7 protein-coding genes are annotated in these 18,701 nt (G+C 37.3%); all 7 read left to right on the top strand.

Going from position 1 to position 18,701, the window contains the following annotated elements:
* Positions 1 to 278: 278 nt before the first annotated feature.
* The 7 genes from BTA34_RS14545 to BTA34_RS14510 all read left to right on the top strand — a co-directional run bounded on the left by BTA34_RS14545 (position 279) and on the right by BTA34_RS14510 (position 18,619).
* Positions 279 to 7,145, top strand: a complete 6,867-nt coding sequence (locus tag BTA34_RS14545; RefSeq protein WP_151436180.1) for a neuraminidase-like domain-containing protein — start codon at positions 279 to 281, stop codon at positions 7,143 to 7,145.
* A 55-nt stretch (positions 7,146 to 7,200) separates the two neighbouring features.
* On the top strand, positions 7,201 to 11,532 hold the full coding sequence (locus BTA34_RS14540; protein ID WP_151436179.1) for a SpvB/TcaC N-terminal domain-containing protein: 4,332 nt from the start codon (positions 7,201 to 7,203) through the stop codon (positions 11,530 to 11,532).
* Between the two features lie 62 nt (positions 11,533 to 11,594).
* Positions 11,595 to 11,912, top strand: coding sequence for a phage holin family protein (locus BTA34_RS14535; protein WP_109373279.1), 318 nt, complete (start codon positions 11,595 to 11,597; stop codon positions 11,910 to 11,912).
* The gene (locus BTA34_RS14530; protein WP_109373280.1) at positions 11,909 to 12,298 is read left to right on the top strand and encodes a M15 family metallopeptidase; all 390 of its coding nucleotides are present in this window, start codon (positions 11,909 to 11,911) and stop codon (positions 12,296 to 12,298) included. Before BTA34_RS14535 ends, BTA34_RS14530 begins: the two co-directional genes overlap by 4 nt.
* Positions 12,295 to 12,663 (top strand): hypothetical protein, encoded by a 369-nt coding sequence (locus tag BTA34_RS14525; protein ID WP_265576104.1) that lies wholly within the window; start codon positions 12,295 to 12,297, stop codon positions 12,661 to 12,663. Before BTA34_RS14530 ends, BTA34_RS14525 begins: the two co-directional genes overlap by 4 nt.
* Positions 12,664 to 12,876: 213 nt before the next feature.
* Positions 12,877 to 15,702: an RHS repeat-associated core domain-containing protein gene (locus tag BTA34_RS14515; protein WP_151436176.1), complete on the top strand. Its 2,826-nt coding sequence runs from the start codon at positions 12,877 to 12,879 to the stop codon at positions 15,700 to 15,702.
* Between the two features lie 184 nt (positions 15,703 to 15,886).
* Complete coding sequence (locus BTA34_RS14510; protein WP_265576103.1) at positions 15,887 to 18,619, top strand: RHS repeat-associated core domain-containing protein; 2,733 nt, start codon at positions 15,887 to 15,889, stop codon at positions 18,617 to 18,619.
* The last annotated feature ends 82 nt before the right edge of the window (positions 18,620 to 18,701 follow it).

Raw genomic sequence — 18,701 nt, 5'->3', positions numbered from 1 at the left:
CCGACTAAAATTGATAATAAATCAGAATGTTTTTGATAAAAATAAAATCAAATGATTGATTGTATTATGCTGCCATATTTTGTTTGTTATTTACATCTCTTTTCTTGTTTTTTTTCTTATTTAAAATCGCATTTAGCCGACAAAGAATAAAAAAACTCAATAATAGGTTATAAAAAATTCAATTTTCAATTTTTATTTTCTTGATATTTTAATTTTCGAGATGAAATGATGATTCCATTCTCTTAATTTTAAATTAACTTATATTAGGAAAATATTTAATGAAAAACATTAATACACTTTTAACGAAAATGAACGCTTCTACTTCAGAAGTGATTACATTAAAAGAATTAGCACCATTGTCACTTCATGAAATTCGTGCATTAAGCGAAGAGAAATTAAGTTGGCATGAGGCAAAAATATTATATACACATGCACAAGAAGCAACAAAAATTAATAAGCTTAATGAAGCTCATCATTTAGCACGTAATAACCCACAAGTGCAAAATGCCGTGATGTTAGGTGTTCAACCACAATCAGCACAAAGCCGTGCATTAGGTGATTGGCTCCCAAATCGAGACAACCATTATGTTGATTCTAAATCGGTTGCATCGATGTTTTCACCGGCTGGTTATTTAACCGAGCTTTATCGTGAAGCAAAAGCCTTAGATGCAGAAAATTCAATTTATCATTTGGATAAACGTCGCCCTGATTTAGCGCAATTAGTGTTATCTCAAGATAATATGGATAAAGAAGTTTCTACCCTCTCTTTATCAAATCAAATTTTAACCACAGCATTGCAGAGTAAATTAGGTAGTGGTAAAGATTTATTTCAAGAGTTAGCAACAACCCGCGTAATGGGTGAAAATCCTTATCATCGACCTTATGAAACTATTCGACAAACATTATTATTACGTGATGGCTTAGTTGATAAATTGGTAAAAGCTAAAGATCATCTAGATATTTTAGATACAGAATGGATCTCAACGATTAGCTCATCTATTTCTCCTGAATTATATGCTATTTTAACAGAGGTAATCTCTGATGATAATATTGATGAACTAATAGAGAAAAATTTTGGCAATAAGGACGTCAGTTTAAAAAATAATTTAAAATTCCTATCGGAATATTATTCTATTGCAGAAGAAGAAATATCACTCTTACTTAATACACTTAAATTAAATGATGAATTATCTTCAAAAGATATGTTGTTCTTAAATAAGATCATTCGCTTGCATAAAGCAACGGGGATCTCTTTTGATAATCTAATTATTTTAATTAAAACAAAAAATAATGATAATAATATTGATTCTGAGATTATCCGTTCTATTCTTCATGTGCAATATATTATGGAGAAATACAATATTAATGTTGAGCAATCTATAGTACTTAATGGTGCTAATATTAATCAATACACATTGAATAACTCTTTATCGCTATTTGATGTTTTATTTAATTCCCCTCCATTAGGTGAAAATAAATTTATTGCAGATAATAAAACACTTGATTTTAATTCATCATCTCCAAATGACATTATACGTATTAATACCTTAAAACGCGCATTTCATGTCGATGATATTGGCATTGTCGCTATGTGGAAATTAGCTTTTGGCAAGCCAACTGAATTTACTTGTTCTATAGAAAATATATCACTTTTATATCGAGTGTATTTATTAGCAACGGTACATGATCTAGATATTTATTCTCTTTCTTTATTACTTGATATGTTACCTGAGCCTTTCAATAAACCTATTAATAAACAATCTTTATCAGATGATGCAGGTAATTTAATTTATACAATAGATAATTATTGCAAGTTTATTAAAGAGTATAAACTGAGTGTTTCAGAGCTATATTTAATGACAGCGAAGAAATATGATTTATCTTATACAAATGAAATGAAAAACATTATTGAAGAGCTAATGAATGTTAAGTTTTCTGATGATAATGAATTAACTGAACGGGAAATTATTCCGTGCTATTTGCCTATACTAGGTTATCATTTATCCTTTCCTTCTTTAAGCGTTGCCAATGCTGTATGGAAATATCTCGATAGTAATGGGACATTAAACTTATCTATTGATGATTTTAAAAACTTGGTAAACAAGGATGATAAAACATTGGATGACAAAAATAACCTTGTTACTTATATACAAATGTTATGTCAAATAATTTCTATATTTACTAAGTTAGGATTAAATGAAAACGAAATATATATATTGGGAGAAAAACGTTTACTTAATTATAAATCTGTCCTTCCTAATATCGAATCAATAAAAGATATATCTGAATTCCATCGTTTCTATTTAGATAAAATAAATAATAAAGATGAGCTAATTAACCTTTTTAGAGGTTATGGAGCAGTTTCAATTTTATCAAAGGCATATGGAGTCTCTGATGCGGTAATTGAGCAAATTATCTCTTTATTAAAACTGGGTGATGAAATTAAATTTGATAATATCAAAGAAATCTCTAGCTATATTGATATGATTAAAACATTTAATATCACACCAAATAATTTTAGTCTATTAACTCAGTTAAAATTTTCTACAAGTGAGAATAAAGAAAAAGACTACTTAAATTGGGATAGAATTAGTAAAGTTTTACAAAGCGGGTTAAATGCTCAACAAGTTATTTTGCTAAAAGATAAAGTGGATGAAAAAGAAAGTGTTGTATTCAGTGCGTTTTATATTCATCAATTTAGTGAATTAAACTTATTAAATAGCGATGATATTTATAATTATTTATTAATTGACAATAAAGTTTCATCTGAAATAAAAACCACAAAGATAGAGCAAGCTATTGCAAGCATACAGTTATATATTAATGAATTTTTATCGTTGAATGAAAAAAACACTAATACACCTGTTGCTTCTCGTCAATTTTTCAGAGATTGGGATAAATACAATAAGCGTTATAGCACTTGGAGTGGTATCTCTTTATTAGCATATTATCCTGAAAACTATGTTGATCCTACAGTACGTATTGGTCAAACTAAAATGATGGATACGCTGTTACAGACGATCAGTCAAAATAGTATTAATAGTGATACTATTGATGATGCATTTAAAACATATTTAACGTCTTTTGAGCAAATAGCTAATTTAGAAGTGATTAGTGGTTATCATGATGGTGTGACATTAAAAGAAGGATACACTTATTTTATTGGTTGTAATGCATCAGAAAAAGCCAGTTATTATTGGCGTAGTGCGGATCATAGTAAAATTAAAAAAGGCGTCATGGCAGCCAATGCTTGGACAGAGTGGACTAAAATTGAGAATGGTGCGAACCCTTACAATAATTTAATTCGTCCTGTTATTTTTAATAATCGATTATATGTTGCTTGGATTGAACAGAAAGAAATTGAAAATAAAGAGTCTGAAAATAAAGAAAAAAGTACATCTACACCAATTTCTAAGCAGACAAGTTATAGTTTGAATTTATCACACATCCGTTATGATGGTACTTGGAGCACATCTGTTAATTTCCAATTACCTGATAATATTATGGACAATAAAAAAGGTAATTTTCATTTAAGTTATAACCAAGAACTTGATAAGTTATATTTTTTAACTTATATCACCAGTGATAGTTATAAAGATGAAAATAAGGAGTATCAAGTTTATTCTATTAATAATGAAATGGTATTTTCTAATGTCTCAGATTCAAATAAGGAACATGCAAAAAACATTTATATTAATGTGAAGTCTGAATTTGATATAGCTGGTGAAGAACTTACTAAGAATATTAATAATAGTTTTGTATTAAGAGGTGAATTAGCTTACTCAATATCTCATGATCCTATCGATGATATAAAAACAACTGATTCTCAAAATGTTTCTCTATCAGGAAGTCTAATTAATGGCGTAAATGTAGAGTCTAAAAATGAAACATTATCTTGTTATCTTTCTGCTTTTATTAACTGTAATATCGATTATGGGCATCTTGCTCCTGGACCTATTCAAGATATCTTTAAAGGCTTATTAAAAGATGGCTCTATGTTAGAAGATATTGTTTATACTTCAGGTAGTGTTGGTAAATTATTAACTCTTTCTTTTAGTGGAAAAACGGATTATAGCTATTATTTAGGTTTCGATATTAAAAAGAATACAGTTTACTTTTTTATTTATGATAATGCTAAAGGTACGCTAATTAAAGGTTCAGATATTAACAATGGAGGAGATTATAATGTAGAACTGTCGTTCTTCACTAAACAGTCAAATGGTTTATTAAAATATACATCGAAAAACAATGTTGCCTTTACGCTTTCTAATGAATTGGGTAATTTCTCGTTACAAAGTTTTCTAAATAAAGAAACACCAAGATTTATTTTTTATATTTCAGGAGAAGCAACGAGCCAATTGCTTATGGGAGCATATGGGAAACAAATATCTTACCCATTAACTATTAATAAGTTAAATAAAGTTTCCTATAGCGATAAAGAAATAGTTAATGATATTAAGATAACATTATCTTCTAGCCCAGATCACAAAGTGACCTACTCTCTTGAACAATGGTCTAACGCGAATACTTCTTTAATTGAAGGTAGTAACAGCTTTAATAGTAAAAATAAAGAGCTTAAGCTTGATGTGCCTCTGAGTGAATTTAATGACAATGGTGAGTTTATATTAACTGCAAATGTAACTGCGGTTAATAAGAGCCAAAAAATTATTTCTGAAAGCCAATGTTACTTTAAAGTCAGTGAATTAGAACATATAAACGAGAGTATTATTAGCCTAAAAACAAATAAAAAGCATGCTCAATATATTTCAATGACAGTAGAAAATGAACCTGTGTTAGTGCGTTTAAATACATTATTTGCACGTCAATTAGTCAAACGTGCGAATAACGGAATTGATGCTATTTTAACGTTAAGCTCTCAGAGACTGCCAGAACCTGCTTTGGAAAAAGGCGCTGATGTACCGATGGATTTTAATGGTGCTAATGCTCTCTACTTTTGGGAACTGTTCTATTACACCCCGATGATGTTAGCCAATGTGATGTTAGAAGGGCAAAATTACGATGAAGCTAGCCGTTGGTTGCGTTATGTATTTAATCCAAACGGTTATATTGATAGTGATACTCATTCTTATCGTATTTGGAATTCACAGCCATTATTAGCTAATACAGCTTGGGACAAGGAACAACTGGATTCAACTGATCCTGATGCAGTCGCGCAAACTGATCCTATGCATTATAAATTGGCTACCTTTATGAAGTGCCTTGATATTTTTGTGGCGCGGGGCGACAGCGCTTATCGCCTATTGGAGCGTGATACTTTAAATGAAGCTAAAATGTGGTATATGCAGGCGCTGAAATTATTGGGTGATGAAACTGAGTTATTAGGCAATAACGTTTGGTCAGCACCTAAATTAACCGATGCGGCATCAAAAACAGAACAGCCAACACGCGCTATCAATGAAGAAAGCGAAGAAGCGGCATCACCGCGGACAGCAAATTCATTAACATCGCTGTTTTTGCCACAAATTAATGAGAAGTTAGCGCAATATCACAACACGTTAAAAGCGCGTTTATTTAACTTACGTCACAATTTATCGATTGATGGGCAACCATTGTCGTTGCCAATGTATGCAACGCCAGTAGATCCTAAAATGTTACAAAATACAGCAGTGAATCAATCACAAGAGAACGGTGTATTGCCAAAAGTGATGGTTCCCGTTCAGCGTTTCCCTGCTATTTTGACCAGTGCAAAATCGGCAGTAAATCAATTAATGCAGTTTGGTAACTCATTATTTAGCATAACTGAACGTCAAGATGCTCAAGCATTAGCTGAATTATTTGCCACACAAGGTAGCGAAATTATTCTGCAAAATATTAAATATCAGCAGAAAACTCTGGAAGAATTTGAATATAGCAAAAAAGCATTACAGGATCTGCGTTTAGGTACTAAAAAACGCCTTGATTATTATAGCAAATTATATAATCAGAATATTAGTACGGCAGAGCAACAAGCGATGGATCTCTATTTGAGTTCTTCTGTGCTCAATACCGCCAGCCAAGGGTTAAATATGGCTGCCGCTGCTGCAGATCTTATACCCAATATTTATGGTATGGCTGTTGGTGGCTCGCGTCTAGGCGCTATCTTTAATGCTACATCGATTGGTCTACAATTGTCTGGCTCTGCAACTCGTATTGCGGCAGACCGATTAAGTCAATCAGAGGCTTATCGTCGTCGTCGTGAAGAGTGGGGTTCATTACGTGATTCAGCACAATCTGAATTAGATCAGTTTGATGCTCAACTTGCTGCATTAGCCGTTCGCCAGCAAGCCATGAGTCTGCAATTAGATAGTGTGAAATTACAGCAACAACAAACGCAAGAGCATTTAACCTTCTTACAAAATAAATTTACCAATAAAGCGCTGTATAACTGGTTGCGCGGTAAATTAATGGCGATTTATAAGCCTTTCTACGATTTAACGGTATCTCGTTGTCGTATGGCAGAGTGGGCTTATCAGTATGATTTAGGTGAAACACAAACCTTTATTCGACCTGGTGCATGGCAAGGTAATTATTCTGGTTTAATGGCGGGTGAAAGCTTAATGCATAACCTGACTCAAATGGAAAATAGCTACCTTGAAAAAGATAAACGAGTGTTGGAAATCACCAAGATTGTATCGTTGGCCGATGTGTATCAAGGTTTAGGCAGTAATAAGTTTGGCTTTGAGCAAGTTGCTGATGTGATTAATAAATCGAAAACTCAGCTAGGTACGGCAGAAAATGGTATCACGCTGAAAAATGGTCAATTACAGGCTTCGATTAAGCTCTCTGATTTAGCTATCGACAAAGATTACCCTGCTGATTTAGGTCAATTACGCCGTGTTAAACAAATTAGTGTGACATTGCCAGCGTTAACAGGCACATATCAGAATATTAGAGCCGTACTGAATTATGGCGGTAGTGCGGTGAAACCTCGAGGCTGTAGTGCAATTGCGATTTCTCATGGCATGAATGACAGTGGTCAGTTCCAGCTGAATTTCAATGATGATCGTTATCTACCATTTGAAGGTTTACCAGTGAATGACACCAGTACACTGACTTTAAGCTTCCCTGATGCGACAGATAAGCAAAAAGAGATGTTACTGACACTGAGCGATATCATTCTCCACATTAATTACACCATTCGTTAATTATCCAAATCTTAATTAATTACAGGCTCCTTAGGGAGCCAGTCAGGAGCTTTACATGCAAAATTCAGAGAAATTGACCTTTGACGCGCCAAATTTACCCAAAGGGGGCGGCGCAGTCACGGGATTAACCGGCAATATGGGCGCTGTTGGCCCTGATGGCGCAGCCACTTTTAGCTTGCCGTTGCCCATTAGCCAAGGTCGTGGTTATGCTCCTTCTTTAGGCCTAAGTTATCAAAATCAAGCCGGTAATGGCACTTTTGGCTTTGGTTGGTCTGTGGGTGTGATGTCGATTCGTCGTCGTACTTCAAAAGGTGTGCCAACTTATACTCAATTAGATGAGTTTATTGGTGCTGATGGCGAAGTTATTGTGCCGATGATGAATAAAAAAGGTGAAGTTGAAGCAACACATCACAATGAATTATTAGGCGTAAAATTAGCCCATCAATATCAGGTGATCGCTTATCGCGCTCGTATTGAAAAAAGCTTTAGTCGTTTCGAATATTGGTCACTCAATGACAGCAAATCACCAGCGAATACGCCAACCCAATTTTGGGTAATGTATAGCGCAAATGGGGATGCACATTTATTTGGTTATGAAACCACAGCACAGATTGTAGATAGTCAAAACAGTGCGCATATCGCTCAATGGAACCTAAATGCGTCAGTTTCAGCAACCGGTGAACAAATTGAATATCACTATCGCCCTGAAGATGAACAAGGTTGTGATAAACAAGAAATTCAATCACATACCAATGCCAATACACAACGCTATTTAGACAAAGTGTATTACGGTAATTCTATCGGTGAGCGTGCTTTTTCTTGTGTCAAAACCGATAACACATTACCTAACAATACGTTATTTACACTGGTATTTGATTACGGTGAGCGTAGCAGTGCATTAGCCACCTATCCACAGTGGCAGAGCAATTCAACATGGGCATTGCGTAAAGACTGCTTTTCACTTTTCCATTACGGTTTTGAAGTTCGTACTCGTCGTTTATGTCGCCAAGTGCTGATGTATCACCGTATTGAAAGTTTAGAAAAACAAACACCACTAGCAGAAACGCCAGAATTAGTTGCCAGATTAACGCTCACTTACGATGAGTCAGCATCAGGGACTGTTTTAGTTTCAGCACAACAATCAGCGTTTAATGATAATAAAGACACTCAATCGTTAGTGACATTACCGCCAGTAAAATTTGATTGGCAAAGGGTCGGTGCGACTCAACAAGCACAGTGGCAATCACTTGATGAACTTGCGTCATTTACGCCACAACAACCTTATCAATATGTCGATCTATTTGGCGAAGGGCTTGCGGGGGTACTTTATCAAGATAGCAGCGCTTGGTGGTATCGCGCACCGATTAGAAAAGAAGATAAGCAAAATCCTAATGCCATAACATGGGATAACGCGAAAAAGCTTCCTGTTATTCCGTCATTGCGAAATTCAGCCATACTGACCGACGTGACGGGTGATGGAAAACTGGAATGGTTAGTTACCCAAGGTGATGTGAATGGTTATTACACTCAAGATGAAACCAATGCAGAAAATTGGCTGAATTTTGTGCCACTTGATGTAATCCCTGTGGAGTATTTTCACCCGAGAGCTGAAATCACTTCATTAACAGGTAGTGGTTTTGCTGATTTAGCTTTAATTGGTCCTCGTAGTATTCGTCTTTATGCAGGCTCTGCGCAAGGCTGGAAAAAAAGTAAAGAGGTGATGCAAACAGATGGTGTGATTTTGCCGATTAAGAATATTAATCGTCGTACTTTAGTGGCATTTAGTGACGTGTTGGGTTCAGGTCAACAACATCTAATTAAAGTGGATTATCAAGGTGTAACCTGTTGGGTGCATTTAGGTGAGGGTAAATTTAGTTCACCTATTACTATTCCTGGTTTCTCTGCGGATCGCCTTAAATTTAATCCTAATCAGCTCTATTTAGCGGATTTAGATGGTAGTGGTACAACCGATATTATTTACGCCCAATCGACCCATTTAGAGGTTTATTTTAACCAAAGTGGCAATCAATTTGTGCGTGGCGATGATATCGCATTACCTAAAAATATGCGTTTTGATAGCCATTGCCAGCTACAAGTTGCCGATGTGCAAGGTCTTGGTGTTGCCAGTATTTTACTGACTAAATCATATCCAGTGCCACAGCATTGGGTGCTGTCTTTGCAAAATCAAAAACCGTGGTTATTAACATCGATTAATAACAATATGGGGCTTATTCAGAATTTGCATTACCGCAGTTCAGCGCAATATTGGTTAGATGAGAAATTCGCTCGTCAACAACAGAGCAAAGGCAAAGCGGTTAGCCACTTACCTTTTGCATTACATACATTGTGGAAAATCGACACAGTGGATGAGGTAACCCAAAGCCAGTTAACACAAACGTTTAATTATCGTCATGGTGTTTGGGATGGTAAAGAGAAAGAGTTTCGTGGTTTTGGTTGTGTAGAAGCCACCAATGCAGAATCCTTTAAAAGCGAAGAAAATACCACGGATAAAACACCGAGTGCGTTAACGCGTCAGTGGTTTTTAACGGGTAAATTTGTGATTGATGCCGAGTTTTATAATGAGTTTTGGCAAGGTGACAGTGCGGCATTTCCTCGCTTCTCACCACGTTTTACCCAAGGCGCAGGAAGCCGAGAAAAGATCTGCGACGACTCACTACATCAACAATATACGTATTGGCTTGAGCGTGGGCTACAAGGTCAGTTACTCAGAAAAGAAGTCTATGGTTTAGACAATACCGTTGTATCCGATGTGCCTTATGCCGTTACGGAACAACGCCCACAAGTGCGTTTAATTGAAACACAAGGGCGCTCACCAGTGGTGATGCCTTCAGTGGTGGAAAATCGTACATACCATTATGAACGTATTGCCGCTGATCCGTCTTGTCATCAACAAATCACATTAGAGCAAGACGCCTATGGTGTTGTGACCAAAGCGGTTGCAATTGATTATCCAAGACGCGCTAAAGGTGCAAAAAATCCTTATCAGCATTATGAAAGCTTGCCTGAAACGTTATGGGCATCCAGTTATGACGAACAGCAACAAAACTTACGCTTAAGCTTATCGCGTCAAACATATCATCATATTAATCACCCTGAAAAACAGGTTTATCAACTGGGTATTACTAACGCAAGTCGTCAGGATATTTGGACATATGGAGCAGAAAAGCAGCCTAAGAATGGCTTGAATGTAGAAGCCTTGCTAGCAACTGACAGTTTGTTGGCACAAAAAGCAGCTTCGGTATTTGCTGAGCAACAACAGTTTGCTTATCTGGATGCGAGTGGTAATGCGACATTAGCAGAACCCGATTTCCCTGTGCGTTTAGCGTATAGCGAAACCGCAGAATTAGACGAAGAAACCGCAAAAGCTATTTCACAACCTTATCCAGATTTAAAACTGGATGAAGTGATGAAAAACGCGGGTTATCAGCAAAAAGACTATTTATTTGCGGATACGTCAGAAAAAGGCAAAAAACTGTGGGTAAAAACGTTATTAGGCGTTAAAGCCTATGGCTCATTAGCTCAGTTTTATAAGCCACTGGTGTACAAAAAAACGACACTCTCTTGTGACTATAAGCTGTTATGGGATAAGCAATTTTGTGTATTAATGGGGAAAAAGTCCCCTTTGAGCGTACAAGATTTCCATCTTACTTATGATTGGCGTTTTTTATCACCTAATTCAATCACTGATGAAAACCACAATCTTCATCAAGTGACCTTTGATGGCTTTGGTCGTGTTACCACAACACGCTTTTCAGGTACCGAAAATGGTCAACAAAGTGGTTATAGCGATAAAAGCTTCACTATGCCGACAACCGTAGAAGATGCTTTAGCATTGACTTCGGCACTGCCTATCGCCATGGGTTTTGTGTATGTAACAGACAGTTGGATGTCAGCATCCTCAAAAATGCCACCTCATGCGCTGCAAATCATGACCGACCGTTATGACAGAGACTCACAACAGCAAATTCGCCAACAAATCACTTTTAGCGATGGTTTTGGTCGCTTATTGCAAACGTCCGCCAGAGTTGAAGCGGGCGAGTCCTTTTTGCGTAGTGAAAAAGGTGGATTAGTGGTTGATCGTACGCAACAGGCACAACAAAAAAGCACCACAACACGTTGGGCAATTTCAGGTGAAACAGAATATGACAACAAAGGAAATGTAAAGCGTGTTTATCAGCCTTATTTTCTTAATGACTGGCGTTATATTTCGGAGAGTTCATCTCAACCCAATCGTTTTGCGGATACCCATTATTACGATGCATTAGGTCGCTTATATCGAGTGAATACCGCAAAGAACTATCAGCGTAATACGATAGTAACACCGTGGTTTGTGGCTCAGGAAGATGAAAATGACACCCTAGTGTAGGTGATTTATTTTGCGGATAAATGGGGGCTACCGTTTTATCCGCTTTATTTAGGAATTTTATTATGCTGGTAGCAATCCCATCTGAAAGCGATGCGCTGGCTTGGATGATTATCGGTGGATTTTCAGCCTGGGGAGGTATCGTGAGGTATTTAATGGAAATTAGACAAAAACAAATTAAGTGGTCTTGGTGTGGCATTGGTAGCCAGATCGTGATTTCAGTGTTTACAGGATTATTAGGCGGATTATTAAGTTTTGAAAGTGGTGCAAGTCGCTATATGTCTTACATGATTGCAGGGCTTTTTGGATCAATGGGGAGCACGACATTGATTTGGCTATGGAATCGTATTTTTGGCATGAACAATCTTAAGGAGCCTAAATGAATACCTATACATTAAGTCAACGTAGTCAAAATAATTTAAACGACGTACATCAAGATTTAGTACGTATTGTTTATCTGGCACTGACATTCAGTGAATATGATTTTGTGGTGATTGAAGGAGTGCGTTCATTGATTCGACAAAAAGAGTTGATGAAAGAAGGTAAAAGCAAAACCCTCAATAGCCGACATTTAACGGGTCATGCCGTGGATATTGTCCCGTTAGTGAATGGTGTTATTCCTTGGCAAGATTGGTCAGCGTTTGAATCAGTATCAAAAGCGATGAAGAAAGCCGCTTATCAATTAGGTATTTCAATTAATTGGGGCGGAGATTGGGTGTCGTTTCGTGATGGACCTCATTACGAATTATGTCGCGGAGCATATCCATGAATATGAGTGCTTTTTTACGTTTAGGTATTAAAGGCGGGATAGCGATCATGATTGTTGTTGCTTTATTAGTACTTCGCTATCAATACAACCAAATTAATCGACTTTCAGAGCAAAACAGTCAGCTTGAATATCAACAACGCACATTGCAATCACAATTAATTCAATGGCACAAGCAAGCAGAAAAAGTCTCTGAAACACTTACGCACCAACAAGAGGAACAACGTTATTTAGAGGAAGAAAATCATGCTATACGTCAAGAGTTACGGCAGCTTTTGGCTCAAGCGCCTTGTGCTAATGAGCCTGTGTCTAATGCTGTTATCCAGCTGCAACAAAGCACCCTCAACCGTCGTGGAAGCGCCCAATAAGTTTGTACCCACACACTTGCTACAGCCGTGTTCTGCACCATTTTTTAATGTGCAAGTGTGGGGGGATTATCCCGATTATGTGGCGCGGTTATTGTTGATATTAGAGAAATGTAATACCGATAAAAAAGCGATCGCAGAAATATTAGCAGCCAAAAGTCAGCTCAGTGCTTACGAGCTAATTTATAAAAGAAAGCAAATTAAGGAATTAAAAAGATGTTAAACCAACAATTACACACAAGAACCCCAACCGTGGTGGTGCTTGATAATCGCGGATCAACAATTCGTGAAATTAATTATTGCCGTCATCCTGACACAATTAATAAAACCGATGAGCGTATTACGCGTCACCATTATCATGCGCGCGGCTATTTAGAACGCAGTATTGATGCAAGATTGTATAAAACACAACAATCAGACGCCTCTATTCAAGCGAATATTCAGCAAGTGGTGAGTTTAGGCGGATTATTGTCTGCAACTAAAAGTGTAGATAGTGGTAATAGTGTCAATATCAGTGATATTGAAAACAAAAAAGTGATGGATATTAATGGGTTGGGGCTAGTGACGGAATATCACTATACAAAGCCAGAGTTTGTTTCACAACTTATGGCGATTATGGAGTCTTCCCCGATGTCCAAACAGATATTAAAAGAGCGTTTTACTTGGGGTGGGGCTGATAATAAAAATATTGCCAATAACTCCGTCGGTAAATGTACTCATCATGACTTTCTTGCTGGAAGAACAGAATATGGTGCTTATGCCTTAACAGGGCAACATTTAATTGAATTACGGTTTATCACTGCGAATACCGTTAAAACACCCGCACATTCTCAATATCAAACACGCAATATTTATGATGCTACAGGTCAATTATTAAAACAAATTGATGCTGCAGGGCATGAGCGTGAATGGAAATACGATAGAGCGGGTTTTTTAAACCAAAGTAGCGTGCAATTACAAAGCGATAAAAAACAACTCGTGATTAAAGCGATCGATTACTCGGCAGCAGGGCAAAAATTACGTGTAGAGCACGGTAATGGATTAGTCACCACTTATGAATACGAGGCTGAAACTCAGCGCTTGCTGCATGTCAAAACCCAGCGTCCTCAAGGTCATATTTTGGGTGCGAAGATAATGCAAGATCTGCGCTATGAGTACGATCCGGTGGGCAATATTATTTGTCTTAAAAATGATGCGGAAGCCACTCGCTACTGGCGTAATCAGAAAGTTGTGCCTGAAAATCGTTATGTGTATGACTCTCTGTATCAATTAGTGAGTGCCACAGGGCGTGAATCAGCCAATCAAAAAACACCCGCTTCAATGCAATCTCAATCAGTCACTACATTAGTGAAAGATGCACAAAGTTACACCAATTACACGCGTTTATACGCTTATGATCGTGGGGGTAATTTAACGCAAATTCGCCATAACTCTGCTATTGCACAACAAAGTTTTACCCAAGATATTACCGTTTCAAATAAAACCAATCGGGCATTACTTGAAACACAACAGGTGGCTATCGAACAGATTGATCAGCAATTTGATGCTTTAGGTAATCAGAAATATTTATCAACAGGCGATGCATTGCAGTGGGATCTTCGCGGTACATTGGCACAAGTGAATAAGAGCGGAAATTCAGAACACTATGTTTATGCAAGCGCATCTCAACGATTAATAAAACAACAGGTACAGAGATTATCAGGACGGCAGATTATCACGGAAACTCACTATTTACCGAATTTAGAAATATGGCAATCAACGGAAGGAGGGCATCTTACCGAACATCGAGAAGTGGTTGATATAACAGGAAATGTGAGAGCCTTATGCTGGAAAGTGGGCTTCCCAAAAGGGATCAAGAATAACCAACTGCGTTATAGCTATGATGATGGTGTGGGCAACAGCGGATTAGAAACCGATGGTCAAGGGCAATTAGTCAGTTATGAAGAGTATTACCCTTATGGGGGCACCGCGATTTGGTCGAGTGAAAATGCGGTAGAAGCCAATTACAAAACTATTCGTTATTCAGGCAAAGAAAAAGACGCTACGGGCATGTATTACTACGGTTATCGTTATTATCAGCCGTGGATTGGTCGTTGGCTAAGCGCAGACCCAGCCGGTACGGTGGATGGGCTGAATTTATACCGCATGGTGCGTAATAATCCCGTGACATTGCGTGATCCGGATGGGCGAATGCCAAAATTTGTCACACGCTTTTTAAATCATATTAGGCCAGGGCGTAAGCATTTTATCAATAGGTTACCGACTTCATTTCATGAAATAAAAACAGATGAATGGGGGGGATCACTTATTGAAAAGGTTGAGAGTTGGAATCGAGAAGATTCACGAGACTTTAAAAGAGAAACTCACTATGCAGTCAGTGAGTTAGGCCAGCATTTTACGCTTTACTCAACTCCTGATTATCCATCAAAACAACTTATTGTTACTGCCCATGGTGGTTTTAATTCAAATAGTGGAACGGTTCCAATACCCGATGGGATGACACTAGAATTCTTAAATCCACACAGAACTAAATTAATGGATCCTGGGCTTGATAACACCGCAATAGATAAGAGTCTTACGTTATTTTCCATTTCAAATCATCATTTGGAGTTACATAATCAAGTCGCGATTGATGAAATGGATCGTTTGGGAATATTCTCTGTGACAGGAGACCTTTATAATATGAATTGGAAAGCAACAGGAAACGATAAGGATGGGTGGTTTAATATTACAAATTATGAATTATACGAATATGAGAAGGATACACCCGATGAAATAAGTAATGTATTGGCTGCTAATCGAGCACTTATTCAAGCAAATCAAAAACAGGCAGTAAGAACAGATATTGTCACCGTGAAAAAGACAACCACAATTAATGGAGATTCTACTCCTTCAGTTGCGACAATAGGAATGCTTTTCAATGAGCTAAAAGAAAATAATATTAAATATGACAATATTGTCTGTTCATTTTGTCGTAGCGAAAGTGGTAAGGCGAAATCTGGATATAATCCATTAACAGCTACGTTACATACGTCAATATAATATTATTATAAATCTTTTAATAATGATTAGAGGCTAAGTACTAAGTACGATTAAATTAATCACGAGGTATTTAGCCTAGAAATAAATTAAGAATATATCGTAATGACTAAATATATTTATTCGTCGTTAATCACTAATTAAATAATCATTAATGATAAAGAGAAAATTGAAAGGAATTAAAAAGATGTTAAACCAACAATTACACACAAGCACCCCAACAGTGGTGGTGCTTGATAATCGCGGATCAACAATTCGTGAAATTAATTATTGCCGTCATCCTGACACAATTAATAAAACCGATGAGCGTATTACGCGTCACCATTATCATGCGCGCGGTTATTTAGAACGCAGTATTGATGCAAGATTGTATAAAACACAACAATCAGACGCCTCTATTCAAGCGAATATTCAGCAAGTGGTGAGTTTAGGCGGATTATTGTCTGCAACTAAAAGTGTAGATAGTGGTAATAGTGTCAATATCAGTGATATTGAAAACAAAAAAGTGATGGATATTAATGGGTTGGGGCTAGTGACGGAATATCACTATACAAAGCCAGAGTTTGTTTCACAACTTATGGCGATTATGGAGTCTTCCCCGACGTCCAAACAGATATTAAAAGAGCGTTTTACTTGGGGTGGGGCTGATAATAAAAATATTGCCAATAACTCCGTCGGTAAATGTACTCATCATGACTTTCTTGCTGGAAGAACAGAATATGGTGCTTATGCCTTAACAGGGCAACATTTAATTGAATTACGGTTTATCACTGCGAATACCGTTAAAACACCCGCACATTCTCAATATCAAACACGCAATATTTATGATGCTACAGGTCAATTATTAAAACAAATTGATGCTGCAGGGCATGAGCGTGAATGGAAATACGATAGAGCGGGTTTTTTAAACCAAAGTAGCGTGCAATTACAAAGCGATAAAAAACAACTCGTGATTAAAGCGATCGATTACTCGGCAGCAGGGCAAAAATTACGTGTAGAGCACGGTAATGGATTAGTCACCACTTATGAATACGAGGCTGAAACTCAGCGCTTGCTGCATGTCAAAACCCAGCGTCCTCAAGGGCATGTTTTAGGTGCGAAGATCATGCAAGATCTGCGTTATGAGTACGATCCGGTGGGCAATATTATCTGTCTGAAAAATGATGCGGAAGCCACTCGCTACTGGCGTAACCAGAAAATAGTGCCTGAAAATCGTTATGTGTATGACTCTCTGTATCAATTAGTGAGTGCCACAGGGCGTGAATCAGCCAATCAAAAAACACCCGCTTCAATGCAATCTCAATCAGTCACTACATTAGTGAAAGATGCACAAAGTTACACCAATTACACGCGTTTATACGCTTATGATCGTGGTGGTAATTTAACGCAAATTCGCCATAACTCTGCTATTGCACAACAGAGTTTCACCCAAAATATCAGTGTCTCCAATAAAACCAATCGGGCATTACTTGAAACACAACAGGTGGCTATCGAACAGATTGATCAGCAATTTGATGCTTTAGGTAATCAGAAATATTTATCAACAGGCGATGCATTGCAGTGGGATCTTCGCGGTACATTGGCACAAGTGAATAAGAGAGGGAATTCAGAACACTATGTTTATGCAAGCGCATCTCAACGATTAATGAAACAACAGGTACAGATATTATCCGGACGGCAGATTATCACGGAAACTCATTATTTACCGAATTTAGAAATATGGCAATCAACGGAAGGGGGGCATCTTACCGAGTATCGAGAGGTGGTTGATATAACAGGAAATGTAAGAGCCTTATGCTGGAAAGTGGGCTTCCCAAAAGGAATTAAGAATAACCAACTGCGTTATAGCTATGATGATGGTGTGGGTAACAGTGGATTAGAAACCGATGGTCAAGGGCAATTAGTCAGTTATGAAGAGTATTACCCTTATGGGGGTACCGCCATTTGGTTTAGCCAAAATGCGGTAGAAGCCAATTACAAAACTATTCGTTATTCAGGCAAAGAAAAAGACGCTACGAGGATGTATTACTACGGTTATCGTTATTATCAGCCGTGGATTGGTCGCTGGTTAAGCGCAGACCCAGCCGGTACGGTGGATGGGCTGAATTTATACCGCATGGTGCGTAATAATCCAGTGACATTGCGTGATCCGGATGGATTAGCACCATTAAGAACTATTGATAATTTATCAAAAGAGGATCTAAAGGATATAAAAAAATCAATAAGTGAGATGAAGAATTCGACGAGAGTAATATTATCGGATAATGAAAAAATCCATCAAAAATCGAGAGGGTTTGCAGAGGTTCAGGCTAAGTATCACGAGGAATTTGCTTCCCATAAAGGATTACCTGTATCAATTTTGGATGAGGAAGACAAAGGAATAATACGACGTTACAGCAGAAATCAAACTCCCTTTAATTGCTATCTGAAACAAGGGATTAGCATAGATAGTGGTATTAATGGCAATGCTAAAAAACTTGAGAACGCATTAAGTAAAATGGCAAATGCAACGGAAATAAGCTACAGAGGATACGGAATACCGAAAGGTGCATGGGACAATCTTTCTCCAGGCGAGTTAGTCACTAATGATTTATTTATGTCTACAAGTTTATCTATCAGTTATGCCAAAATCTTTACCGAGCGATTTTCACAAGGCAGGGAAGGAGTAATGCTCAAAGTAATGGGAAGGACAGGGAAAAACATTTCATTGCTATCACACTTTCAGGGAGAAAATGGAGAATCGGAAATACTGTTCTCTCCAAACAGTACTTTTAATATTATGGCTATAAAAAAACATCGGAAAATTAACTATGCTATCGTTCGTGAAGTTAAAAATAATCCTGACCAAAAACGCAGTATATATGATGGGCGATTATTACAGCCTCCTATTCATGAATCTGCATGGACGCCGATGTCATAGGTATCGATTTATCTGTAGCTGGATACGGTGATTCCGTAAGCCCGGTCCTAAAGATGGGCTACCTGTAGTGGCTTGCAACTTC

Source organism: Proteus sp. CD3 (assembly GCF_008808075.1).
GTDB classification, from domain to species: domain Bacteria; phylum Pseudomonadota; class Gammaproteobacteria; order Enterobacterales; family Enterobacteriaceae; genus Proteus; species Proteus appendicitidis.
The sequence above is the reverse complement of the archived record's forward strand: the minus strand, read 5'-3'. Positions and strand labels throughout refer to the sequence as shown.